The organism is Marinobacterium nitratireducens (assembly GCF_014645375.1).
Classification (GTDB): domain Bacteria; phylum Pseudomonadota; class Gammaproteobacteria; order Pseudomonadales; family Balneatricaceae; genus Marinobacterium_A; species Marinobacterium_A nitratireducens.
In genome coordinates this window covers 294,620-317,981 of the sequence record NZ_BMLT01000002.1, presented here as the reverse complement: position 1 = coordinate 317,981, position 23,362 = coordinate 294,620, and the positions used below count along the sequence as shown (strand labels likewise).

20 protein-coding genes are annotated in these 23,362 nt (G+C 62.5%); 9 read left to right on the top strand and 11 right to left on the bottom strand.

Going from position 1 to position 23,362, the window contains the following annotated elements; translation table 11 throughout:
• The first annotated feature begins 47 nt into the window (after positions 1 to 47).
• The 4 genes from argE to IEX85_RS04375 all read left to right on the top strand — a co-directional run bounded on the left by argE (position 48) and on the right by IEX85_RS04375 (position 4,920).
• On the top strand, positions 48 to 1,214 hold the full coding sequence (gene argE / locus IEX85_RS04390; protein ID WP_188858722.1) for an acetylornithine deacetylase: 1,167 nt from the start codon (positions 48 to 50) through the stop codon (positions 1,212 to 1,214).
• Entirely contained in the window at positions 1,207 to 2,568 is a 1,362-nt protein-coding gene (gene argA, locus IEX85_RS04385) for an amino-acid N-acetyltransferase (protein ID WP_188858720.1), read from the top strand. The genes argE and argA overlap by 8 nt, the downstream gene beginning before the upstream one ends.
• A 310-nt stretch (positions 2,569 to 2,878) precedes the next feature.
• Entirely contained in the window at positions 2,879 to 3,913 is a 1,035-nt protein-coding gene (locus IEX85_RS04380) for a YjgN family protein (protein ID WP_188858718.1), read from the top strand.
• Positions 3,910 to 4,920: a M48 family metallopeptidase gene (locus IEX85_RS04375; protein ID WP_188858716.1), complete on the top strand. Its 1,011-nt coding sequence runs from the start codon at positions 3,910 to 3,912 to the stop codon at positions 4,918 to 4,920. The genes IEX85_RS04380 and IEX85_RS04375 overlap by 4 nt, the downstream gene beginning before the upstream one ends.
• Before the next feature lie 35 nt (positions 4,921 to 4,955).
• Here the strand turns inward: IEX85_RS04375 and IEX85_RS04370 are convergent, their stop codons facing one another.
• The 3 genes from IEX85_RS04370 to IEX85_RS04360 are packed head-to-tail and all read right to left on the bottom strand — an operon-like array spanning position 4,956 to position 7,386.
• Positions 4,956 to 6,326 (bottom strand): ATP-binding protein, encoded by a 1,371-nt coding sequence (locus IEX85_RS04370; RefSeq protein ID WP_229721788.1) that lies wholly within the window; start codon positions 6,324 to 6,326, stop codon positions 4,956 to 4,958.
• The gene (locus IEX85_RS04365) at positions 6,326 to 7,006 is read right to left on the bottom strand and encodes a response regulator transcription factor (protein WP_188858714.1); all 681 of its coding nucleotides are present in this window, start codon (positions 7,004 to 7,006) and stop codon (positions 6,326 to 6,328) included. The genes IEX85_RS04370 and IEX85_RS04365 overlap by 1 nt, the downstream gene beginning before the upstream one ends.
• Positions 7,007 to 7,047: 41 nt before the next feature.
• Positions 7,048 to 7,386: a PepSY domain-containing protein gene (locus IEX85_RS04360; protein ID WP_188858712.1), complete on the bottom strand. Its 339-nt coding sequence runs from the start codon at positions 7,384 to 7,386 to the stop codon at positions 7,048 to 7,050.
• Positions 7,387 to 7,785: 399 nt separating this feature from the next.
• Between IEX85_RS04360 and ilvD the strand changes: the two genes are divergently transcribed.
• Complete coding sequence (ilvD, locus tag IEX85_RS04355; protein WP_188858710.1) at positions 7,786 to 9,630, top strand: dihydroxy-acid dehydratase; 1,845 nt, start codon at positions 7,786 to 7,788, stop codon at positions 9,628 to 9,630.
• Positions 9,631 to 10,373: 743 nt separating this feature from the next.
• Entirely contained in the window at positions 10,374 to 10,568 is a 195-nt protein-coding gene (locus IEX85_RS04350) for a (2Fe-2S)-binding protein (RefSeq protein WP_188858708.1), read from the top strand.
• A 60-nt stretch (positions 10,569 to 10,628) separates the two neighbouring features.
• Here IEX85_RS04350 and IEX85_RS04345 read toward each other — a convergent pair whose 3' ends face one another.
• From IEX85_RS04345 to ectA, 7 genes are all read right to left on the bottom strand, one after another.
• Positions 10,629 to 11,390: a TSUP family transporter gene (locus IEX85_RS04345; RefSeq protein ID WP_188858706.1), complete on the bottom strand. Its 762-nt coding sequence runs from the start codon at positions 11,388 to 11,390 to the stop codon at positions 10,629 to 10,631.
• A gap of 10 nt (positions 11,391 to 11,400) precedes the next feature.
• A complete protein-coding gene (locus IEX85_RS04340) occupies positions 11,401 to 12,645 on the bottom strand; it encodes an EAL and HDOD domain-containing protein (protein WP_188858704.1) in 1,245 nt (414 codons plus the stop codon).
• Between the two features lie 180 nt (positions 12,646 to 12,825).
• Complete coding sequence (locus IEX85_RS04335; RefSeq protein ID WP_188858702.1) at positions 12,826 to 14,256, bottom strand: aspartate kinase; 1,431 nt, start codon at positions 14,254 to 14,256, stop codon at positions 12,826 to 12,828.
• A 94-nt stretch (positions 14,257 to 14,350) separates the two neighbouring features.
• Positions 14,351 to 15,265 carry an ectoine hydroxylase gene (thpD, locus tag IEX85_RS04330; protein WP_188858700.1) on the bottom strand — a complete coding sequence of 305 codons (915 nt, stop codon included), beginning with the start codon at positions 15,263 to 15,265 and terminating at the stop codon, positions 14,351 to 14,353.
• A gap of 90 nt (positions 15,266 to 15,355) precedes the next feature.
• The gene (locus IEX85_RS04325) at positions 15,356 to 15,757 is read right to left on the bottom strand and encodes an ectoine synthase (RefSeq protein ID WP_188858698.1); all 402 of its coding nucleotides are present in this window, start codon (positions 15,755 to 15,757) and stop codon (positions 15,356 to 15,358) included.
• 14 nt (positions 15,758 to 15,771) lie between these two features.
• Entirely contained in the window at positions 15,772 to 17,049 is a 1,278-nt protein-coding gene (gene ectB, locus IEX85_RS04320; protein ID WP_188858696.1) for a diaminobutyrate--2-oxoglutarate transaminase, read from the bottom strand.
• Between the two features lie 53 nt (positions 17,050 to 17,102).
• Positions 17,103 to 17,621 carry a diaminobutyrate acetyltransferase gene (ectA, locus tag IEX85_RS04315; RefSeq protein WP_188858694.1) on the bottom strand — a complete coding sequence of 173 codons (519 nt, stop codon included), beginning with the start codon at positions 17,619 to 17,621 and terminating at the stop codon, positions 17,103 to 17,105.
• Positions 17,622 to 17,978: 357 nt separating this feature from the next.
• Here ectA and IEX85_RS04310 point away from each other — a divergent pair, with 357 nt between their 5' ends.
• On the top strand, positions 17,979 to 18,476 hold the full coding sequence (locus IEX85_RS04310; protein ID WP_188858692.1) for a MarR family winged helix-turn-helix transcriptional regulator: 498 nt from the start codon (positions 17,979 to 17,981) through the stop codon (positions 18,474 to 18,476).
• 16 nt (positions 18,477 to 18,492) lie between these two features.
• Here IEX85_RS04310 and IEX85_RS04305 read toward each other — a convergent pair whose 3' ends face one another.
• Positions 18,493 to 19,698, bottom strand: coding sequence for a GGDEF domain-containing protein (locus IEX85_RS04305; RefSeq protein ID WP_188858690.1), 1,206 nt, complete (start codon positions 19,696 to 19,698; stop codon positions 18,493 to 18,495).
• Between the two features lie 150 nt (positions 19,699 to 19,848).
• On the opposite strand from IEX85_RS04305, the gene IEX85_RS04300 reads away from it, so the two are divergent.
• Positions 19,849 to 20,463 carry a M15 family metallopeptidase gene (locus tag IEX85_RS04300; protein ID WP_188858688.1) on the top strand — a complete coding sequence of 205 codons (615 nt, stop codon included), beginning with the start codon at positions 19,849 to 19,851 and terminating at the stop codon, positions 20,461 to 20,463.
• Positions 20,464 to 20,783: 320 nt separating this feature from the next.
• Positions 20,784 to 23,354 carry an ATP-dependent chaperone ClpB gene (gene clpB, locus IEX85_RS04295; RefSeq protein WP_188858686.1) on the top strand — a complete coding sequence of 857 codons (2,571 nt, stop codon included), beginning with the start codon at positions 20,784 to 20,786 and terminating at the stop codon, positions 23,352 to 23,354.
• Positions 23,355 to 23,362: the final 8 nt, after the last annotated feature.

Sequence of the window (23,362 nt, the reverse complement as noted above, 5' to 3'; positions counted from 1 at the left end):
AAAGGCTGCACAATAGTGCCATCGCCATTCTGCCTGCGAGGTCGACCATGCCCGCCATTCCCGATCTGGTAACCATGCTCCGCGAACTGATTGCGGCTCCCTCGATCAGCTGCACCTCACCGGGCTGGGACCAAAGCAACCTCGGCGTCATCGAGAAGCTCGAAAGCTGGCTCGCCAGCCTCGGGTTTCGCACCGAAGTCATGCCGATACCCGGATTTCCAGGCAAGGCCAACCTCATCGCCACTCTGGGCACGGGTCCCGGCGGCCTGGTGTTTTCAGGGCACACCGATACCGTGCCGTGCAACGACGAACTCTGGCACAGCGATCCGTTCCGGCTCGACGAGCGCGACAACCGTTTCTACGGTCTCGGCACCTGCGACATGAAGGGCTTTTTCCCGCTCGCCATCGAGGCGGCGCGCCGCTTCGTCGACCAGCCGCTGAAGCAGCCTCTGATCATTCTCGCGACGGCCGACGAAGAAAGCTCGATGTCCGGGGCCCGAGCGCTGGCGGAGGCCGGCAAGCCCCGGGCCCGTTACGCGGTGATCGGCGAGCCCACGGGCATGAAGCCTATCTACATGCACAAGGGCATCATGATGGAGGCGGTGCGCGTCACCGGCCGCGCCGGTCATTCTTCCGACCCGAGCCTCGGCGCCAGCGCGCTGGAGGCCATGCACGGCGTCATGGGCGAGCTGATCGCCTTTCGCCGCGAGCTGCAGCAACAGTACCGGCAGAGTGACTTCGCCGTTGCCGTGCCGACGCTGAATCTCGGATGCATCCACGGCGGCGACAACCCCAACCGCATCTGTGGCCGCTGCGAACTCGAGTTCGATCTGCGTCCGCTGCCGGGTATGAGCATCGACGTGCTTCGCGAGGCGATCCACAAGCGCCTGGCCCCGCTGCAGCAGCCCTACGGCGTGCAGATCGAGGTCGAGGCGCTGTTCCCGGGCATACCGTCGTTCCAGAACGAACGCAACTCGGACCTGGTCCGCACCGCCGAGCGCCTTACCGGCCACAACGCGCAAGCGGTGGCCTTCGGCACCGAGGCGCCCTTCCTCAAGGACCTGGGGATGGACACCATCGTCATGGGTCCGGGCCATATCGAACAGGCCCACCAGCCCGACGAGTATCTGGGTTTCGACCAGATCAAACCCACTGTCGCCATCCTCGAGCAACTGATTCAGAAATACTGCCTGCAGGACAGCCCGGATGCCTGACGAAACCCGCGAGCAACAGCAATACGTCAACTGGTTCCGCCACTCATCGCCCTATATCAACGCCCACAGAGGCAAGACCTTCGTGCTGATGCTGGGCGGCGACGCCGTGGTGGACCCGAACTTCGCCAACATCGTGCACGACATCGCTCTGCTCAACAGCCTTGGCGTGCGTCTGGTGCTGGTGTACGGCTCCCGCCTGCAGATAGAACAGCGCCTGGCGGCCCGCGGGCTGGCGTCGCGCCTGCACCACGACATGCGCATCACCGACAGCGAAACCCTGGAGTGCGTGATCGAGGCCGCCGGCTACCAGCGCTCGCGGATCGAAGCCAGGCTTTCGATGGGGCTGGCCAATACCCCGATGCACGGGGCCCGCATCCGCACCTGCTCCGGCAATTTCGTCACCGCCCGCCCCTATGGCATTTACGAAGGCGCCGACCTGCTGCACACCGGCGAGGTGCGCCGCGTCGACAGCAAGGCGATTGGCCGCCACCTCGATCATGGCGAGATCGTGCTGCTTTCCAACATCGGCTACTCGCCGACCGGGGAAATGTTCAACCTTGCCATCGAGGAAATCGCCACCGCGGCGGCCAAAGCGCTGGATGCCGAAAAGCTGATTCTTTTCGGCGCCGAAAAGGGCGTGTTCGACAGTCGTGGCGAGCTGCGCAGCGAACTGCTCGCCCGCACCGCCGAACGTCTGGTCAATCAGTACCTGCATCGCATGGAATCCGAGGCGCCGGACCGGGAGTATTCGGAACTGGCGCGCCAGCTGGAAGCCGCCGTCGAGGCCTGCAACCTCGGGATCCCACGCTGTCACCTGATCAGCTATCAGGAGGACGGCGCCCTGATCGGCGAGCTGTTCACCCGCGATGGCTCCGGCACCATGGTGGTTCGCGAATCGTACGAGCAGGTACGCCAGGCCTCGATCGAGGACGTTGGCGGCATCCTCGAGCTGATCGCGCCACTGGAGCAGGCGGGCATTCTGGTACGCCGTTCCCGCGAGCTGTTGGAGGCGGAAATCGAGCAGTTCACCATCGTCGAGCGTGACGGCGCCATCATCGCCTGCGCCGCCCTCTACCCGTTCGCCGAAGATCGCATCGGCGAGCTTGCCTGCGTGGCGGTGTCCAGCCTGTACCGCGGCGGCGAACGCGGCGATATGCTGCTGGGCGCCATCGAGGACTGCGCCCGCGAGATGGGTCTGGAACGCCTGTTCGTGCTCACCACCCGGACCGCCCATTGGTTCATCGAGCGCGGCTTCGCCGAGGCGACCCTCGACCAGCTGCCCGGGCAACGCCAGGAACTGTACAACTACCAGCGCAATTCCAAGGTCTTTATCAAGAAGCTCGGCATGGGGTAACGGGGCTGCACCAGAGCGATTTCCAGGGCTTGTTCGCCCACGGAGTGGGCTCCTACGGCTGCCTGGGTGCCACATCCCGCGTAGGAGCCCGGTCTCCGGGCGAAGCTCTGGTGCCAGCGCAGCTCGCGCAGACGGGCAGGACGGGGCAAGCGAGGCATCGGCGCAATCTCTCCAACCACCTCGCGGCACCGTTAAATCGTATTGCAGATCGATTTGTCACCGGTGGCAAGACTCTTCCTTCTGGTCCAGACTGAAATCGTCGCAGGACGCGACGATTTCATCCGTCCACGCAACCAGGGAAGGTTTCACCATGGACAGCACCGCACCAGTGCCGCGCGATTGCGGCCAGGCGGCAACACGCCGCCTCAGTTTCGAGTTCAGCGGCGACAGCCGCGAATATTTCCGTATCTGGATCCTCAACCTCTTCCTCTCACTTTTAACCCTCGGCATCTATTCGGCCTGGGCCAAGGTGCGCAGCGAACGTTACTTCTACGGCCATACCCGGCTCGACGGCAGCAGCTTCGAGTACACCGCAAGCCCCATCAGCATTCTCAAGGGAAGACTCGTGGCGCTTGCGGTGGTGTTGCTGTACAGCTTCGTCAGCAGTCAGTTCCCGCTGACCGCGCCTCTATTCGCCGTTGCTTTCATGTTCGCGATGCCCTGGCTGGTGGTGCGCTCGCTGCGTTTCCGGCACGACAACAGTCGCTACCGCGGCATTCGTTTCGGCTTCGACGGCCGCTACCCCAGGGCCCTGATCTGGTACCTGCTGGCGCCGATCGGCAGCGTGCTGACAGTGTTTCTGGCCTATCCCTACGTCGCCTGTCGCCAGCAGCAGTGGCTGGTACGCAACAGCCGCTTCGGCGACGCCCGTTTTGACACCGACCTTGGGACCAGCAGTGTCTACGGGGTCTACATCGTCGGAGGCGGAATAGCACTGCTCGGCATTGTCCTTCAGGGGCTGGCCGCCAACTTTATCCCCGCCGGGGCCGGCCAGCTGCTGCTGCCACTGCTGAGCGTGCCGTTCTACTATCTGGCATTCGTTTTCGTGGATACGCAGATGACCAACCTGACGCTGAATCACGCCAGCCTGGACGAGCACCGCTTCGAAAGCCGGATGGAAACCGCTGCCGTCTGCCGCCTGCTGATTACCAATACCCTGGGGATAATGCTGTCACTGGGCCTGCTGATTCCCTGGGCGAAGATACGCATGGCGCGCTATCGGGCCGAGTGCACCGGGGTTCTGTTCCGGGGCGAGCCGGATCGGTACATCCAGACCCGCGAAGCCGAGCAGAACGCCTTTGGCGAGGAGCTAGGCGAAGCACTCGATATCGAAGTCGGCCTGTGACCGAGCTCGACGGCTACCTCTACGACGGCCGCAGCTCGGCGCGCCGAGCCGTGCGTCTGAGTGTCGACGACGATGGGCGGGTACGGCTGCCGGACGGCAGCCTGCTGAGCTGGCGGGCACTGTCCGTCAGCACGCCCGCGGCCGGCGGACCTCGATTTCTCGAACTGCCCGCAGGGCTGCGCTTCGAAACGGCGCAGTACCCGGATGTCGACCGCCTAGAGAGGCGCTTTCGCCCCGGCGCGCCGGGGCAGCGCCTTCACCGTATGGAAAGCCGCTGGCGCTGGGTGTTGCTGGCTCTGCTGCTGGTCATCCTTGCCGGCGCGGGCGGGCTTCGCTACGGGCTCCCGGCGCTTGCGAAAACGGTGGCCTTCCGCCTGCCGGCCAGCGTCAGCGAGCACAGCAGCCGCCAGACCCTGGCCGCGCTCGATCGCTGGCTGCTGGCGCCAACGCAGCTGCCGCCACAGCAACAGCAGCGCCTGCAAGCACTGTTCGACGAACTTGCCGGCCTGCAACCCGCCGAGTTCGACTACCGGCTGCACCTGCGCGACGGCGGGGACCTGGGTGCCAATGCGCTGGCGCTGCCATCGGGCCAGATCATCCTCACCGACCAGCTCGTGCGCCTGAGCCCGCACCCCGATGCGCTCGCCGGAGTGCTGGCGCATGAAATCGCCCATGTACAGCATCGACATGGCCTGCGGCGGGCGCTTCAGAGCAGCGCGCTGCCACTGCTGATCGTCACCGCCACCGGCGACCTCAACGCCGCCGGCTCGCTGCTGGTGGCGCTGCCGACGCTGCTGATCGAACGCCACTACTCGCGCAGCTTCGAGCGCGAGGCGGACCGCTTCGCGCTGAGGCAACTACAGGATCTGAACCGGGATCCGGCGCCGCTGGTCAAGCTGCTGCGACGGCTAGAAGCGAATCAGGCGGAGGGCGGGCAACCGCTGCCCGACTGGCTACGGACTCATCCGGGCAACGCCGAGCGCCGCCATCTGCTGACGGCGGACTGAACGATCGCCCTGGGTGCTGTTGAAGGCGGCCGCCGTCAGGGGCGCATGGCGGGCAGCAGCAGACGGAAACGCGCCCCGCCGAGCACCGAGGAATCGATGCTCAGCTCGCCGTCGTAGCTGCTGAGAATATCCACCGCCACGGCCAGCCCGATGCCCTGCCCGGGCGCGGAGGTATCGAGGCGGGCACCGCGCTGCAGTATGGTATCGCGCCGCTGTGGAGAGACACCGGGACCGTCGTCCTCGATATCGATGCGAAGGTCCGCGTCGTCGCGCTGAGCCATCACCCGCACCTGTTGTCTGCCGTATTTGCAGGCGTTCTCCAGCAGGTTGCCCAGCAGCTCCATCAGGTCTCGCTCGTCGCCGGCGAACCTGAGCCCGGGCGGGTGCACGACCTCGATTTCGATGCCCTTGTCGCGGTATACCTTCATCAGAGCGCCGGTAATGCGCTGCAGCACGGGCCCTATGTCGACACCCGACGATATCGCCCGGCCCTGACTTTTGACCGCCCGCGCCAGCTGGTACTGCACAATCTGATCCATGCGCTGCACCTGTTCATCGACGACGCAGCGATACTCCTGCAGCGGCAATTCTTCCTCGGCACTGCCGCGGATGACCGCCAGTGGCGTCTTGAGGCTGTGCGCCAGATCGCCCAGGGTGTTGCGATAGCGCTCGCGCTGACGCCGCTCGCTGTCGAGCAACAGGTTCAGGTTCGCCGTCACCGGCTGCACCTCGAGTGGATAGCTGCCGCCGAGGCTGTCCGCCTCACCGCTTTCGATACGCTTGATATCACGTGCCAGGCCGTCGAGCGGCTTGAGACTCCAGCGCAGAATCACGTACTGCACCAGTAACGCCAGCAGGAACAGCAGGCTTAGCCAGCCCACCAGCTGGTTGCGGTAGGCGCGCAGTTCGGTCAGCAGCGGCGCATCGGTTTCCAGCACATTGATCAGATAATGATATTCGCGGCCGCCGCCTTCCCAGACCACCGGATACTGGTACAGGTAGAGTCCGTGCTCGGGCAGGTGGGCGAAGAGCACGTCACCGGGCGCCAGCGGCGTATCGTCGAGGGCCAGCAGCAGCCCGGCCGGCAGCAGCATGCTCGATTCCGAGCGCCACTGCAGCGCGCCACTCTGGCTCTGGATAACGCCATAAAGTCCGGATTCGAGCTGACCGAAGCGCGGTTCGCGCAGCGCCTGCGGGATGCTGAGGCGCCCGTCCTGGAACTCGGCGGCACCGAGCAGCAGATAGACCTGAAGCTTGAGCTGCTCCCGCTCGGCGGTTTCCAGGCTGTGCAGAAAGGCATTCTGGAGCGCGAACCAGGCGCTGAAAAAGACCACCGGCAGTAGACTGCAGGAAAATACCAGCAGCCGCGCCCGCAGCGAGCGCACGCGGGGCCAGCGCAGCCGCATCAGTCCTCCGGCGACAGGTCGAAGCGGTAGCCCAGGCCACGTACCGTGGTAATCGGTTGCAGGGTCTGCTCCGGGTCCAGTTTCTGCCGCAGGCGGCGGATGAAGACCTCGAGAACATTGCTGTCCCGGTCAAAGTCCTGGTGGTAGAGGTGCTCGGTCAACTCGGTCTTGGAGATGGTCTTGCCGGCATTGAGGATAAGGTATTCCAGGGTACGGTATTCGTAGCTGGTGAGCTTCACCGGCTTGTCGTTGAGAGTGACGACGCGACCCGCGGTATCGAGGGTGACCGGGCCGTAGCGCATCACCGGCGTGGCGTGCCCCGCGGCACGGCGCAGCAAGGCGTTTAGGCGCGCCACCAGCTCCTCGATATGGAAGGGCTTGACCAAGTAATCGTCTGCGCCGGCTTCCAGGCCCTCGACCTTGTCCTGCCAGTCACCCCGGGCGGTCAGGATCAGCACCGGAAAGGTTTTCTGGGCATCGCGCCAGCGTCGAATGACCTCGACTCCCGGCAGCTTGGGAAGTCCGAGGTCGACGATCGCCAGATCGTAGGGATACTCCTGTCCCATGAACTCGGCATCCTCGCCGTCAGCGCTTTCCTCCACGGTGTAGCCGCGGCTTTCCAGCGCCGTTTTCAGCTGGCGCCGCAGGTCGTTGTCATCCTCGACGATCAGTACTTTCATCCGCTAACACCTTGATTGCCCGGACCGCTCTGGCCGGGTGACTAATTGAGTATCTCGCCCGAGAGGGCATCGACGAGTACCTCCCGTACCCGTCCCTCATGCACCAGTCGGATTCGGTAGACGGGCCGCCCCTTGAGATCGGTTGAGGTCGCCTTGATCACCTGCCCCTGATAGCGCCTGCGCACCTGCTCCACCGCCTGCTGCAGGCTGATGCCCTCCTGCGCCACCCTCAGCAGCTGGCCCTGGGCGTCGGAGGTCCGGGTCAGTTGCCAGATCGGCTGCTCGGCAGCGGCCGCACCCAGCGGCAGGAGCAGCAGCAAGCCGAGCCCTACGGCCGTCAAGAGCGACGCTGGGCGAGACCAGGACTTCTTTCGCAACATCAGGTGGTGCTCCTCTCGTTCAGAACTCGCACGGGGAAAGGCTAGTCGGCCCAAAACGGCGCCGGAGCAATATCGCCCCGGTCTCCCGGACAGCGGCGGTGAGCGTCCGGCAACGGCCTCATGATACTCAAAATCGGACCCGACGGCACAGCAACGCGGCAGACCTGTCGATCATGCTGTCAATCTAGCCCGAAACGGCTGAATCCGGCATGAACTCGGCATCGAGTGAGTGGTGATGCCTTACGGGTGGCGCACTCTACTTACCACTCACCAGCCCTGATATACTCGGGCTCTCAGGGAACCTATGAACAAGTCCCAGCTGTCCTCTGCGGGACTTGTCCATAGGTTCCCTTAGCCAAACACGCTTTCAAAGGCTCCCCAAGCCGAGGATTTCAGGTCATGCCGCAATACCGCTCCAAGACCTCCACCGCAGGTCGCAATATGGCCGGTGCCCGCGCACTCTGGCGCGCTACCGGAATGAAAGATGATGATTTCCACAAGCCGATCATCGCCGTCGCCAACTCCTTCACCCAGTTCGTGCCCGGGCACGTACACCTGAAGGATATGGGTCAGCTGGTCGCGCGGGAAATCGAAAAAGCCGGCGGCGTGGCCAAGGAATTCAACACCATCGCGGTCGACGACGGTATCGCCATGGGCCACGACGGCATGCTGTATTCGCTGCCGAGCCGCGACATCATCGCCGACTCCGTCGAGTACATGGTCAACGCCCACTGCGCCGACGCACTGGTGTGCATATCCAACTGCGACAAGATCACCCCGGGAATGCTGATGGCCGCGATGCGTCTCAACATCCCGGTGATTTTCGTCACCGGCGGCCCGATGGAGGCCGGCAAGACCAAACTCGCCGAACACAAGCTCGACCTAGTCGACGCCATGGTCATCGCCGCCGATGACAGCGCCTCCGACGAGAAGGTCGAGGCCTACGAGCGCTCCGCCTGCCCGACCTGCGGCTCCTGCTCCGGCATGTTCACCGCCAACTCGATGAACTGCCTCGCCGAAGCCCTGGGCCTGGCGCTGCCGGGCAACGGCACCGTGGTCGCGACCCACGCCGACCGCGAAAAGCTGTTCCTCAGAGCCGGCCGTACCATCGTCGATCTGGCCAAGCGCTACTACGAGCAGGACGACGAAACCGTACTGCCGCGCCACATCGGCAGCACCAAGGCGTTCGAAAACGCCATCAGCCTCGACATCGCCATGGGGGGCTCGACCAATACCATCCTGCACCTGCTGGCGATTGCCCAGGAGGCCGAGCTGGACTTCACGCTGAAGGATATCGACCGCCTGTCCCGCACCGTGCCGCAGCTGTGCAAGGTGGCGCCGAACACCCAGAAGTACCACATCGAGGACGTGCACCGCGCCGGCGGCATCATGGCCATCCTCGGCGAGCTGGACCGCGCAGGCAAGCTGCACAGCGATGTGCCGACGGTTCACAGCGCGACCATGAAGGACGCCCTGGACGAGTGGGACATCATGCGCAACCCCAGTCCCGAGGTCATGGAGTTCTACAAGGCAGGCCCCGCCGGCATCCCGACCCAGGTGGCCTTCAGCCAATCGACCCGCTGGCCGACCCTGGACGGCGATCGCGAAAACGGCTGCATCCGCTCACTCGAGCACGCCTTCTCGCTCGAAGGAGGCCTTGCGGTCCTGTACGGCAACATCGCCGAGGACGGCTGCGTGGTGAAAACCGCCGGCGTCGATGACTCCATCCTGGTATTCGAAGGTCCGGCCCACATCACCGAGTCCCAGGACCAGGCGGTACACCATATCCTCGAAGGCCAGGTGAAGTCCGGCGACGTCGTCATCGTTCGCTATGAAGGTCCCAAGGGCGGCCCGGGCATGCAGGAAATGCTCTACCCGACCTCCTACCTGAAGTCGAAGGGCCTTGGCAAGGAGTGCGCGCTGCTCACCGACGGCCGCTTCTCCGGCGGCACCTCGGGCCTGTCGATCGGCCACGTCTCGCCGGAAGCGGCGGCTGGCGGCGCCATCGGCCTGGTCGAGAAAGGCGACATCATCCGTATCGACATCCCCAACCGCACCATCGACGTCAAGCTGTCGATGGAAGAGCTGGCGCACCGTCGCGCCCGGATGGATGCCAAGGGCAAGGATGGATGGAAGCCGGCGGAAGACCGCCCGCGCAAGGTGTCCGCGGCGCTCAAGGCCTACGCCCTGCTCGCCACCAGCGCCGACAAGGGCGCGGTTCGCGACCTGTCCATGCTCGACTGACGACAGGCTTCGACCCGAGCGTACCAGGGGCAGCTTCGGCTGCCCCTTTTGCGTTTTCGGGGCAGGTTACGGGTTACGGGTTACGGGTTACGGGTTACGGGTTACGGGGAAAATTGTAGGGTGCCGGTGAGCCTGCGAACCGCACCAGGCCTTCAGCTTTCGTATCTTTCGTATCTTTCGTAGGTTGGGTCCAGGTCCGAAGGACCGTAACCCAACAGACTCTCTGCCGGCTGACGCCAATCGATCTGCACTGCGATCGATATGGCGGGTTACGCGATCGGCAGCTTTTGTAGGTTGGGTCCAGGTCCGGAGGACCGTAACCCAACAGACTCTCTGCCGGCTGACGCCAATCGATCTGCACTGCGATCGATATGGCGGGTTACGCGATCGGCAGCTTTTGTAGGTTGGGTCCAGGTCCGAAGGACCGTAACCCAACAGACTCTCTGCCGGCTGACGCCAATCGATCTGTACTACGATCGATATGGCGGGTTACGCGATGCCCAAGTGAAGCAGATGGCATCACGCTGGTGCCAGTGCATCGCTAGACCCACCCTCCGATCCGACTTCGTAGCTTGCTCCCCGATTGAATCGACCCCGACCCAACCACTATTGATACAAGCTATTAATTCTATATGGTCTATTAAAAACTTTACTGATCAAACACTGAACAGCCTGTTGCCAAGAAGAATGTTGATAACTATTATCATTACCGTTCCACTAACAACAATGACTTCGGAAAAGCGATGAAAATCTGCATCTGCAACAACGTCAGCGACAGCGAGATTCGCGCTGCCATCGAGAACGGTGCTCAGACAATGCGCGACCTGCGCGAGGAACTGTGTGTCGGAACCGAGTGCGGCAAGTGCGCCTGTGCGGCCAAGCGGATCCTGCGCTCTCACACTTTCGAAGACCTGGCCACCGAAGTCATCGCTGCCTGAGTGCAGCCCGCTCCCGGGCGTCAGCAGCTGCGCACGTCAGCTCGAACGCCGCAGTGGTTTTCAGCCGGCTGTCACGGCCTGCCAGATCAGGCGCAAGGCCAGCAGCGTAACGATCATCCGGAACATCGGCCTGAACCATGACGGCGGCATCCGGTCCAGCACTCTGAGCCCCACCCAGGTACCGGCGGCCCCCGCCGCAATCATCGCCAGTATCAGCGGCAACCATTCCATGAACATGAACCCCAGGGTGCCGAATACCGCCAGTTTCAGCAGATGCTGGACGCTCATGCAGGCGGCGAAGGTGGCGACTGCGGGGAACCTGTCAACGTTGAGGCGGTGAACCCAGGCGGCAACCAGCGGCCCGGTGGCGCCGACGAACATCGACAGCAGAGTGGTCAGAGCCCCCGTCACCAGCAAACCGCCGAAACGCAGCTCTCCCTTGCCAAAGCCCGGCCCCCACAGCAGGTAGAGAATGAAAACCGCCACGCTCAGCTGAATCACCGTCAGCGGCAGCTGTATCAGCACCAGCATGGCTGCCAGCGCGCCCAGCACCGCTCCGGCCGCGAAGGGCCGTACCCGCATCCAGTCGATATGCGGGCGCGTCATCAGCGCCCGGTTGAAGTTGGAACCCAGCTGCACCAGCCCGTGCACCGGAATCAGCACCGACACCGGCAGCATCGACGCCATCGCGGCCAGCAGCAATACACCGCCACCTATCCCGAGCGCCGCAGTAATCATGGAACTGAGGCTACTGAGCCCTATCAGCAGCAGGGCCTGGCCAGGCCCCAGCGCTGCCGGCAGCCAGCCCGCCAGAGCATCCATGACCGCAGGTTCAGCCTTCGGACATGGCCTGCATCACCTGCTGCCCCCAGGCGATGCTGTGCCGATAGGCCACCTCGTAGTACGCCGGGTCGACGAAACGCTGCAGTCTATCGAACTCTCCGCGCTCGTAGACCTCGACGTCGGACAGCACCTGTCCGAGCTCGCCGGCTCGGCTCAGCAGTGCATCCTTGATATCCTGACGCAGCGGCACCTGCTCCATCAGTTCCGCCATTTCGATATCCAGCAGGACGTCGAGCTGCGACAGCAGGCCGACGATAAAGTAGTTGATCGGCTGCTCGCGCCCCATCAGCTCGGCCAGCAGTTCGCACATGCGACCCCGCACCAGCATGTTGCGGGTCAGTTCGTCGGGTTTGCCCTCCTCCCCGCTGGCGAGAAAGAGCGTGACCCAGCGCCGGATCTGGTCCAGCCCCAGCAGCGTGATGGCGTGGGACAGCGACTCGATCTCGCGGCGCAGACTGAAAGCCGCCGAGTTGACCACACGCAGGATCTTGTAAGTCAGGGCTGCATCGTTGACTGCAATCTGCTCGAGCGCCGCGGCGGTCGTTTCCGGGTTTTGCAGCTCGGCCAGCAATTGCAGCAGCACCACCTTGTTGCCACCGATCTTCCTGCCGCGCACCGGCACCGGCTTGCTGAGGAAGTAGCCCTGGTAAAGCGAGAAGCCCATTTCCAGGCACTGACGGAACTGGTCCTGGTTCTCCACCTTGTCGGCCAGCAGCTCGAGGTTGTAGGGCTTGAGCCTGGCGATAATCGCCGGCAGCGCCTGCAGGCCCAGCTTGAGGATATCGAGCTTGAGGACATGAACGATGTTGAGCAGCGGCTCGAACTTGGTATCGCGAGGATCGTAGTCGGCCAGTACCAGACGATAGCCGCGCTTGGCCAACTCCTGGAGCTTGGCGATCAGAGCTGGCGTAACCTCGGTATGGCCCAGCAGTTCAAGCGCGAAGGTGTCCTTGGGCAGCTCCGGCAACGTGCTGTCGAGCAGTACCTTGTCGGTGAGCTTCAGATAGCAGGGCAGATTGCGGATCTCGCCCTCGCGGCAGATGCTGGCGTAGGTATTGACGATCACCGAGAGCGTTGCGCGGTCGTCCGTGATCGTGGCATCGAAGCCGCCCGTCTGGGTACGGAACAGCAGCTCGAAAGCGACAACGTCCTGGTTCTTGGTGAAGATGGGTTGCCGAGCAAGCAATACCTGCAGCTGCTCAGATTCTTTCAGGGATTTAAGCGCGGCGCTCAAGATCTGACTCTCCGATAGTTCCGTCTACAGGGGCGTGCGAGCCCCCATAATGACACCAAAAATCGGCAAAATCGACTTTCCCTCCCGTAGGAGCGCCGCCCCGGCGCGAAGGCCGAGTCCTCAGCTTTGGTATTCGCTGCGAGGCGCAGCTCCTAAGGGATGCAGCCCGGTAGAGGCTCTTTATGCCGCAGAGATCACATCGTCGTAACCTTCACGCTCGACCAGCGCGCGGTGTAGCACTGCCACCGCCTGCGAGTAATCGTCCTCGTGGACCACGCACTGCATTTCCACCTGGCGGATGGATTGATGAGCGGCCTGGACACTGATATCCGCATCGGCCAGCGCCGACATCATCCGCGCCAGCATGCCCTTGACCTTGAGGTCCGAGCCGATCGCCGAGACGATGGCGACGTTGTGCACGTTGACCTCGGCGGCTCTGTACTGTTCTTCGATCAGACGTGCGGCACGATTGACCTTCTTGCGCGAACCCGAGACGTAGTAGGTAATGCTGTTGGCGTCCGAATCCTTGTTGACCACGTAAAGCTTGAGCTGCTTTAGCAGGCGCGTGATCTCGATGTCGTAGCCCACATCGCCGAGCATCTCCTGATCGAACACTTCGAGGCCGAAGACATCCTTGCGCCCGGCAACGATTTCGACACAGGGGCGATCACTGATGTAGTCCTGGCTGATGAGGGTACCGCCGTGGTCCGGCTCGAAGGCGTTCTTGATGCGCAGCTCGACGCCGGCGCGACGCAGCGACTTGGCGGCCTTCGGGTGGATCGCTTCCATGCCGAGGTTGGACAGCTGGTCCGCGACGTCGTAATTGGTACGGCCGATGGTCACCACCTTATCGGTACCGACCAGCATCGGGTCGGCACTGCTAAGGTGATATTCCTTGTGGATGATGGCCTCGCGGGCGCTGGTCTCGGCCGCGATCTGGGCGAAGGTGATCTCGCTGTAACCGCGGTCGTAGGTATTCATCAGGCCTTCGGCGCAGTGCGCGTAGCCGGTCGCGACCGCCAGCTCGGTGTCGATATCGACCTTGGAGAAGCCATCGCGGATCATGTCCTCGAACGACAGCGGCGCATCCTGGTGCCAGCCGGTCAGGTCCACCAGGCGTGCATTGACGCCACGGGCACGCAGCGCCAGCACAGTGTTGTGCGCGCTGTGAGCCTCGCCGATGGCCGCCAGCATTTCGCGTACCTTCATCAGGTGCTCGTCGAGCTGGAAGTGGCCGTAGGTGCAAAGGCGCTGCAGGCTCTGCATGCAGTCGCGGGCATCATCGATACGCTCCTGCACGAAATGGTCGGCGGCGCTGCGTTCGTACTCCGCCTCGAAAAGTTCGGCGTTTTTCGCCAGCATGCGCTCGCGCACTTCCTCCAGCGCGCCCAGCCAGGCATCCTCGCTGTCGGCATCGGCGAAACGTGCATAGACGCCGGGTTCGCCGGTTTTCTTGTGCTCGAGCAGCAGGTTGGTCATACCGCCATACGCCGAAACGACGAAGACCCTGTTGTACAGTTCGGCGCCGGTACGGTCACCGATCAGCAGATTGTCCATGATTTCATCGAAGCGGCTCATGGAAGTGCCGCCGATTTTCTCTACTGTATGCATGTTTTTGTCAATTTAGTCCTGTTGGGCCGGCCGACGCGATCTGCGGGCCTGGCCGGAAAAATGGGTGGGCTCCTATGCCTGTGCCGCTGCCGGCTCAGAGATATGTCTGAGGCGCGATATCCAGCGGCGTCACCGGGCCACGATCGGCGATAAAGCTCGGACGCGGGGCCTGACTGCAATAAGGATCCTGCAGCGCGTTTTCGACCTGGTTGTAGACGAAGAACAGGTTGCTGCGCGCCGCCGGTGTGATGTTGCTGTTGGAGCCGTGCATGGTATTGCAGTCGAAAAACAGCACCGAGCCCGCCGGGCCTGTTGCCGTGTCGATGCCATAGCGGGACACCAGCTCGCTCATGCTGTTGTTGTCCGGCACGCCGAACTCCTGCTTGCGCAACGACTGCTGATAGTGATTGGCGGGCGTCTCGCCGACGCAGCTGACGTAATGACGGTGCGAACCGGGCACCAGCATCAGCGGACCGTTGTTGCTGTCGTTGTCGGTCAGCAGAATGGAGCAGCTCAGCGTGCGCATCCGCGGCAGGCCATCCTCGACGTGCCAGGTTTCGAAGTCGGAATGCCAGTAGAATTCCTTGCCGGTAAAGCCTGGCTTGAAATTCATGCGCGACTGATGGACATAGATATCGCCGCCCAGGATGAAACGGGCAACTTCGGCGATACGCGCATCGCGGGCAACGCGGGCAAACAGCGCATTACTCTTGTGAATCTCGAAAACCGAGCGCAGGGCGCCACTCTCGGGTTCCCGCACGGCTTCATCGGAAGCCAGGGTTTTCTCGTCCTGGCGCAGCCGGTTCAGCTCGGCCCGCAGTACAGCCACTTCTTCAGGGCTAAAGAGTTCCGGCAGCACCATATAGCCGTCGCGCTCGAACTGAGCGATCAGCTCCGGCGCAATCGGCGCCGCCTCCAGATCGTCCCGGTAAACCACCGGGTCCTGGCGCTCCAGCCATACAGGCCGGTCAAGCTGACGTGACGGATACAGATCTTCTCGCGAACTCATGGGTCCTCCATCTTGTTGAACGTGGATGCCGCACCGCTCTGACAGGTGCGGCTGGGTATTAAAGAAGCGGGGACCAGAAGGTCCCCGCTATCAGGCGACTTCTTCCGCCTCCAGCGGATAGACGCCGTTTTCGTCATGGACTTCCTTGCCGGTGAGCGGCGGATTGAATACGCAGGCGAGTTTCAGCTCGCTCTTCGCCCGCAGCAGGTGCTCGTCGTGCTGGTCCAGGTTGTAGAGCGTGCCGGGACGAATCTGGTAGACCTTGCCGTCGGCCAGGGTTTCGATTTCGCCCTCACCGCTGATGCAGTACACCGACTCGAAATGGTTCTGATACCAGATGTGCGTCTCGGTGTTGGCGTAAATGGTGGTGATATGGAACGAGTAGCCCATGTTGTCCTGCTTGAGCAGCATGCGCGTGCTCTCCCAGGTGCCGGTTTCCGACTCAACGCGGCGGTCGCTCTTTTCACACTCTTCCAGGGTCCTTACGATCATTCCGGTAACACTCCTCAGGATGCGGCGGTTTCAAGGTTTTCGGCCATGGCGCCGGCGAAGGCGCCATCCAGAATATCCAGCGCGGTACGCAGCTGCTCGTCGCTGATCGTCAGCGGGCAGAGGCACTTGACGACCTGGTCGTGGGCGCCGCTGGTCTCGATGACCAGGTTGCGCTCGAAGGCGCGGCGACAGACGCTGGACGCGATATCGCCGTCCGGGCACTCGATACCGACCATCAGACCGCGACCCTTGACCTTTAGCGAGTCCGGTCCGTGACGGCGAACGATGTTCTGCATGCGCTCGCGCACCAGCTCGCCCTTGCGCTTGACCTCGTCGCCGAACTGCTTGTCGTTCCAGAACGTTTCGATGGCGGTGGCTGCGGTAACGAAGGCGTGGTTGTTGCCGCGGAAAGTACCGTTGTGCTCGCCCGGCTTCCACTGGTCCAGTTCCTTGCGCATGACCAGTACCGCGAACGGCAGGCCATAGCCGCTCAGGGATTTGGACAGGGTAACCATGTCCGGCTTGATGCCCATTTCCTCGAAGCTGAAGAAGGTGCCGGTACGGCCGCAGCCCGCCTGGATATCGTCGACGATCAGCAGCATGTCGTGCTTGCGGCACAGGCGCTCGAGGCGGCGCATCCATTCGGCAGAGGCGACGTTGAGACCGCCTTCACCCTGAACGGTTTCGACAATAACGGCAGCCGGCTTGTCGATACCGCTGCTCGGATCGGACAGCAACTTGTCCATATAGGCGATGGTGTTGAGCTTGTCGCCCATGTAGCCATCGAACGGCATGCGGGTGACATCGGTCAGAGCGGTGCCTGCAGCGCCACGGTGGTGCTGGTTGCCGGTCGCGGCCAGGGCGCCGAGGGTGCAGCCGTGGAAGCCGTTGGTGAAGCTGATGATGTTGCGACGACCCTTGACCTTGCGCGCCAGCTTCAACGCCGCTTCGACGGCATTGGCGCCGGTCGGGCCGGTGAACTGCAGTACGCAGTCACCCATGTCGCGGGGCTCGAGAATAACGCGGTTGAACACTTCGAGGAAAGTTTCCTTGGCGTCAGAATGCATATCCAGACCGTGGGTCAGGCCATCCGCCTCGATGTATTCCAGCAGCGCATTTTTCAGAACCGGGTTGTTGTGCCCGTAGTTCAGGGTGCCGGCGCCGGCGAGGAAGTCGATATAGCGGGTGCCGTCCCGGGCGATCAGCTCGGCGCCCTTGGCTTGTTTGAAAACAACCGGGAAAGAGCGGCAGTAGCTTCGGATTCCGGATTCATTCTGCTCAAAAATGTTCATGATTTCTCCTGTCTTAATGCGAATTGGGTGATCGGTTCGGTGGCTGTCCGCCATCAGGACGCCTGCTCGGGAACCGGTAGCGTGAAAGGGCCGGCACGGTACAGCAGTTCATCGTCGTGCTGGCCGTCGAAATGGGTCTCGCGGGAAAACAGCAGCGTGCGATCCCAGGGGGCCTCGAGCACACCGAATACCTTGCGAAACAGCGCCTCGGAGGCGTCGTTACCGGGCGAAATAGTGGTCTCGATGAAGCGCACGCCTTTCGGCGCCAGCCGGCGCACCAGCGCCAGCAGCATCCGGCTGCCGAGCCCCAGCCCTCGGGCGGCCTCATCAACCGCGACCTGCCATACAAAAATCGTGTCCGGACGCCTCGGCGGACGGTAGCCGGAGATGAACCCCAGCAGTCGGCCGTCGTCCGCCACCGCGGCGATGGCGGTATCGGCAAAGTCGGAGCACTGCAACAGATTGCAGTAGACGGAATTGGTATCAAGAGGGGGGCAGCGGGACACCAGCAGGTGCAAAGCGTGACCATCTTGGTCGGTCGGGGGGCGAAACGTTATCGAGTCAATATCCATAGCCTGTTGAATGTTTAGCAATACTATGCTTTTTAGTATAAAACATATTCAATTTGGAACATCAACCTCCGATGCGCCTGGGTCACCCTGCGCCTTTTTGGCAAGAAACGCACAATTATCAGGCATCACGGGGCCTTGCAGCCCCCTAAAGAGGCATCAAAATGAATATAAATAAATAGCATTTCAAAACATTATGACGAGCAAGCGACCGTTTCTTGACATCAAATGCATAGCAATTCGAACGACAACGCCGTACTCTGCGCCACCACTTTTACATTCTCGGCCCATGCGACTCGTTGCATTCGCCGGCTCTACAACGTACAAAACACCGAGTCCTCATTCGCTACCGACCCCACTATGAGCAAAAGCCAGTCCGCCCTGATCCTGATCCGCCAGATCATTCGCGCCACCGACCTGCACGACAAACAGTTGAGCCGCGCAACTGGCCTGACGCTGCCGCAATTGCTGACCCTGCAGACCCTGCAGGAAGGCGGTTCCATGACGATCGGCAAGCTGGCGCGGGAGCTGAATCTGGCACAGGCAACGGTCACCAGCCTGCTGGACCGACTGGAAAAGAAACATTTAATCGAACGGCATCGCGACAGTCAGGACAAACGCAAGGTATGGGCCTGCCTGTCGGAATCCGGACGGCAACTGCTGCTGTCGGCACCGACCTCACTGCATGACCTTTTCATCGACAAGTTCGAAGGGATGGAACAGTGGGAGCAGTCAATGGTGATTACCGCGCTCGAACGCGTGGCGGGAATACTCAATGCTCTCGATATCGATGCGGCTCCGGTACTCGATATCGGCGATCTGGCACGCTCCTCCGCAGAGCAGGACAAGGGAGCCTGACAGGAACCGACCAGGGCTAATCGCTGTCCCCGCTCCCTTCTCCGGTAACGGGCTCAGGTGTAGCTGCATGCTGCTCAACACCGAAGGGGCGAATCTGGCTGGCGCCGGTACTGCGGCTGCGCTTCTTGGCCTGATACATCGCCTTGTCGGCCAGGCCGGTGAGCTCCTCGGGACCGTGGCTTTCATCCGGCGTCGTCTGGGCAATGCCGATGCTCAGCGTCACGCCATCGTTCTCCCCGTCCTCGAAGCTCTCGCTCAGACGCAGCGCCACCGACTCGGCCTGCTCGCGACCGGTATCCGGCAGAATCATGGTGAACTCATCCCCTCCGTAACGGCAGGCGATATCGCTGGCCCGGCAGAAATTCAGCAACACCTGACTGAACCGGCTCAGCAACTCGTCGCCGGCCTGGTGCCCGGCTCTGTCATTGAGCGCCTTGAAGTGATTGAGGTCGATATACAGCAGGCTGAGCGTGGAGCCCTGACGCTCTGAGCGCGCCACTTCACGGCGCAGGTGCTCGTAGAAGGAGCGCTGGTTCTGCAGCCCGGTGAGCGGATCCGTCTTGGAGAGTCGCTCCAGCTCCTGGGTTCGCTCAGCGATGGTGCTCTCGAGACTGGAAGCGTAGTCCTCCACCTTGTGCCGAATGGCCTCGACTTCCGACACCAGGCTGTGAATGTAGGTATCGAACACGAACTGCACATCGAACATCATCAGCCGGTGCAACGATTTCAGCACCTGGCTGCGGTCACCCTGCCGGTCATCGCCCCCGGCCTGGGTCAGATGTTGCGACAGGACCTCCTGCAGCGTCACGATGGCGCCGATATACAACTTTGGCGATACCCCGATCTGCTTGTGCACCTTACCGATGCGAAGGCGCTTGTTGACGTATTCGGAATCGTAGAAACCATCGAACAGTTCCAGCACATAGCGGCGCATGGAATTGTGCAGACGCCGGAAGGTCTCGGAGTCGCCAATCAGCAGCGCCACCTCCGCGATGGCACGCTGTCGGCGGTAGAACTCGTCGACGATCAGATCGATATCCCGCTGCACCACCGGCTTCCAGTCGTGAAGCACCCGGACATCGTTGTCACCGAACCCCACCAGCGCCTTGCGCTCCTCGATTTCCCGCTCGGTGATCTTCAGCTGCTCCGCCAGCGTCTGCTCGGTGATGTTGGACTTGGCACGCAATGGCCGCCGATCATCCGGTGGAACCATAGAATCCATGCAGCGATCTCCAGTCGGCGGGTATCCGTTCAATATAGACGAGCGTCGGGCCAGTATGCCTGCAGCCGGCGCCGGAGTGGAATACACTCAGGGAAACTGCGAACCAACCCGGGCCACAGGCGCTGCGGGTATCAGCACAGGAATCGAGCCTTGACTGCACCCAGTCCCTTCGTGGATCTCGCCGAACTCATCCCCGATCTGCAACTGGATCTGCGCTACTACGGCAGCGACAACTTCATCGGCGCGCCGGTAGACGGCTATGAAACGCACCGTGCCTGGCTGACCGAGCCCGCGGCGCAGGCGCTGGCCCGGGCGCAGCGGCAGCTGCGACGATTCGACCTGTCGCTGAAACTGTTCGACGCCTATCGCCCCCAGCGGGCGGTCGACCACTTTATCCGCTGGTGCGACACGCCCTGCGACCCGGCGCTGAAGGCGCTTTACTATCCTTCGCTCGACAAGCGCGACCTGTTCGGCGAAGGCTACCTGAACCGCCGCTCGACCCACAGCCGCGGCAGCACCGTCGACCTGACCATCGCCTCCACGGACGCCGGCACCGAGCTCGATATGGGCACCCGCTTCGACTTCTTCGGCCCGGAGTCCTGGCTCGACTGCGACAGCATTTCACCCCAGGCACGCGCCAACCGCCTGCTGCTGCAGAAGGTGATGACCGCCGAAGGCTTTATCCCCTTCCACCACGAGTGGTGGCACTTCACCCTGCGCGACGAGCCCTTTCCGGATACCTGTTTCGATATTCCGATTGCGTAAGCCAACACGGGAGGTTTCGGGACAATTCAATGCCAGCCGACACCAATCGATCTGCACTGCGATCGATATTGCGGGTTACGCGATGCCCATACCATCTGGGTTTCGTAACCACTATGCCAATGCATCGCTAGACCCACCCTCCGGTCCGGAGCCTCGATATGCACCGGGTTGGCACGCCAGCCATACAGATTATTAAGAAAAATCTAATTTAATGCCCGATACCCCTTGAATCGCTAAGGATATGCCACCATATCTGTTGGCAATGACGGGGCGCAGGCGCAGCCCCTTGTCCTGACGAACATCAGCCCCAGGAGGGCCCCATGCGACCCGACAAATTCACTTCGAAACTGCAGGAAGCCCTGGCCGACGCGCAATCGCTGGCGGTAGGTCGGGATCACAACATGATGGAGCCGATCCATCTGCTGGCAGCGTTCACCGAGCAGCGCGGCGGCTCCATCGGACCACTGCTCAAGAATGCCGGCGCCAATGCCCAGGAGCTGACCCGCAAGGTCGGCGAGGCGCTGGACCGGCTGCCGCAGGTGCAGAGCCCGGACGGCGAGATCCGGCTGTCGCAGAATATGGCGCGACTGTTCAATCTGACCGACAAGCTGGCGCAGCAGCGCGGCGATCAGTACATCGCCAGCGAACTGATCCTGCTGGCGATGCTCGACGACAAAACCGACGCCGGCAAGATACTGCGGGACGCCGGTGTCACCAAATCCACCCTGGAAGAGGCGATCAATCAGATGCGAGGCGGCGAAAGCGTGCAGGACCCCAATGCCGAGGAATCCCGGCAGGCGCTGGAAAAATACTGTATCGACCTGACCGCGCGGGCTGAATCCGGCAAGCTCGACCCGGTCATCGGCCGTGATGACGAGATCCGCCGCACCATCCAGGTTCTGCAGCGCCGCACCAAGAACAATCCGGTGCTGATCGGCGAGCCCGGCGTCGGCAAGACCGCCATCGTCGAAGGCCTGGCGCAGCGCATCGTCAACGGCGAGGTGCCCGAAGGGCTCAAGCGCAAGCAGGTGCTGGCGCTCGACATGGGCGCGCTGATCGCCGGCGCCAAGTTCCGTGGCGAATTCGAGGAACGCCTCAAGGCGGTGCTCAACGAGCTGTCGAAGCAGGAAGGTCAGATCATCCTCTTCATCGACGAACTGCATACCATGGTCGGTGCCGGCAAGGCCGAGGGCGCCATGGATGCCGGCAACATGCTGAAACCCGCGCTGGCGCGCGGCGAACTGCACTGCGTCGGCGCCACCACACTCGACGAGTACCGTCAGTACGTCGAGAAGGACGCCGCGCTCGAGCGCCGCTTCCAGAAGGTACTGGTCGACGAACCGAGCGAGGAGGACACCGTGGCCATTCTGCGCGGCCTCAAGGAACGCTACGAAATCCACCACAGTGTCGATATCACCGACTCTGCGATCATCGCCGCGGCCAAGCTGAGCCAGCGCTACATCACCGATCGCCAGCTGCCGGACAAGGCGATAGACCTGATCGACGAAGCGGCATCGCGTATCCGCATGGAGATGGACTCCAAGCCGGAGGACATGGACCGGCTGGAGCGCCGCCTGATCCAGCTGAAGATGGAACGCGAGGCGCTGAAGAAGGAGAAGGACGACGCCTCCCGCAAACGCCTGGAGGAGCTGGAACAGAACATCGCCAGGCTGGAACGCGAATACGCCGACTTCGAGGAAATCTGGAAGGCGGAAAAGGCCATGCTTCAGGGTTCAGCGCACATCAAGGAGCAGCTCGACCAGGCCCAGATCGAAATGGAACAGGCGAAACGGGCCGGCGACCTGTCGAAGATGTCCGAGCTGCAGTACGGCCGTATTCCGGAACTCAAGAAGCAACTGGCGGCGTCCGACGAAGCCGAGGTCACCGAAACCAAGCTGCTGCGCAACAAGGTCACCGAGGAAGAGGTCGCTGAAGTGGTGTCACGCTGGACCGGCATCCCGGTCAGCAAGATGCTCGAAGGCGAACGCGAGAAACTGCTGCGCATGGAAGACGCGCTGCACCGGCGCGTTATCGGCCAGGACGAAGCCGTGGTCGCGGTATCCAACGCCGTGCGCCGCTCCCGCGCCGGCCTGTCGGACCCCAACCGTCCCAACGGCAGCTTCCTGTTCCTGGGCCCGACCGGCGTCGGCAAGACCGAGCTGTGCAAGGCGCTGGCCAGCTTCCTGTTCGACACCGAAGAGGCGATGGTGCGCATCGACATGTCCGAGTTCATGGAGAAGCACTCGGTGGCACGGCTGATCGGCGCGCCTCCGGGCTACGTCGGCTACGAGGAAGGCGGTTACCTGACCGAGGCGGTGCGCCGTCGCCCTTACTCGGTACTGCTGCTCGACGAAGTCGAGAAGGCGCACCCGGATGTCTTCAACATCCTGCTGCAGGTGCTGGAAGACGGCCGCCTGACCGACGGTCAGGGCCGTACCGTGGATTTTCGCAACTGCATCGTGGTGATGACCTCGAACCTGGGTTCCGACCTGATCCAGAACTACAGCGATGACGACGATTACAACCTGATGAAGGCGGCCGTGATGGAAGCCGTCGGCACCCACTTCCGCCCCGAGGTGATCAACCGCATCGACGAAGTGGTGGTGTTCCACAGCCTGCGCAAGGAGCAGGTCTCCGGTATCGCCGAGATCCAGCTCGACCGGCTGCGCAAGCGCCTGGCCGAGCGCGAGCTGAGTCTGACCCTGACCAGCACCGCGATGGACAAGCTGGTCGAGGTTGGCTTCGAACCGATCTACGGTGCACGACCGCTCAAACGGGCCATCCAGCAATGGATCGAGAACCCGCTGGCACAGCGCCTGCTGGCCGGCGACTTCGCCCCGGGCGACGAGATCGTCGTCGATGTCGAAGCCGGAGAGTTCTGCTTCCGCTGACCCTTCGC

Coding starts and splice junctions, on each gene's coding strand:
- argE (WP_188858722.1), top strand. CDS start 48: ATGCCCGCCATTCCCGATCTGGTAACCATGCTCCGCGAACTGATTGCG.
- argA (WP_188858720.1), top strand. CDS start 1,207: ATGCCTGACGAAACCCGCGAGCAACAGCAATACGTCAACTGGTTCCGC.
- IEX85_RS04380 (WP_188858718.1), top strand. CDS start 2,879: ATGGACAGCACCGCACCAGTGCCGCGCGATTGCGGCCAGGCGGCAACA.
- IEX85_RS04370 (WP_229721788.1), bottom strand. CDS start 6,326: ATGCGGCTGCGCTGGCCCCGCGTGCGCTCGCTGCGGGCGCGGCTGCTG.
- IEX85_RS04365 (WP_188858714.1), bottom strand. CDS start 7,006: ATGAAAGTACTGATCGTCGAGGATGACAACGACCTGCGGCGCCAGCTG.
- IEX85_RS04360 (WP_188858712.1), bottom strand. CDS start 7,386: ATGTTGCGAAAGAAGTCCTGGTCTCGCCCAGCGTCGCTCTTGACGGCC.
- ilvD (WP_188858710.1), top strand. CDS start 7,786: ATGCCGCAATACCGCTCCAAGACCTCCACCGCAGGTCGCAATATGGCC.
- IEX85_RS04350 (WP_188858708.1), top strand. CDS start 10,374: ATGAAAATCTGCATCTGCAACAACGTCAGCGACAGCGAGATTCGCGCT.
- IEX85_RS04345 (WP_188858706.1), bottom strand. CDS start 11,390: ATGGATGCTCTGGCGGGCTGGCTGCCGGCAGCGCTGGGGCCTGGCCAG.
- IEX85_RS04335 (WP_188858702.1), bottom strand. CDS start 14,256: ATGCATACAGTAGAGAAAATCGGCGGCACTTCCATGAGCCGCTTCGAT.
- thpD (WP_188858700.1), bottom strand. CDS start 15,265: ATGAGTTCGCGAGAAGATCTGTATCCGTCACGTCAGCTTGACCGGCCT.
- IEX85_RS04325 (WP_188858698.1), bottom strand. CDS start 15,757: ATGATCGTAAGGACCCTGGAAGAGTGTGAAAAGAGCGACCGCCGCGTT.
- ectB (WP_188858696.1), bottom strand. CDS start 17,049: ATGAACATTTTTGAGCAGAATGAATCCGGAATCCGAAGCTACTGCCGC.
- ectA (WP_188858694.1), bottom strand. CDS start 17,621: ATGGATATTGACTCGATAACGTTTCGCCCCCCGACCGACCAAGATGGT.
- IEX85_RS04310 (WP_188858692.1), top strand. CDS start 17,979: ATGAGCAAAAGCCAGTCCGCCCTGATCCTGATCCGCCAGATCATTCGC.
- IEX85_RS04305 (WP_188858690.1), bottom strand. CDS start 19,698: ATGGATTCTATGGTTCCACCGGATGATCGGCGGCCATTGCGTGCCAAG.
- clpB (WP_188858686.1), top strand. CDS start 20,784: ATGCGACCCGACAAATTCACTTCGAAACTGCAGGAAGCCCTGGCCGAC.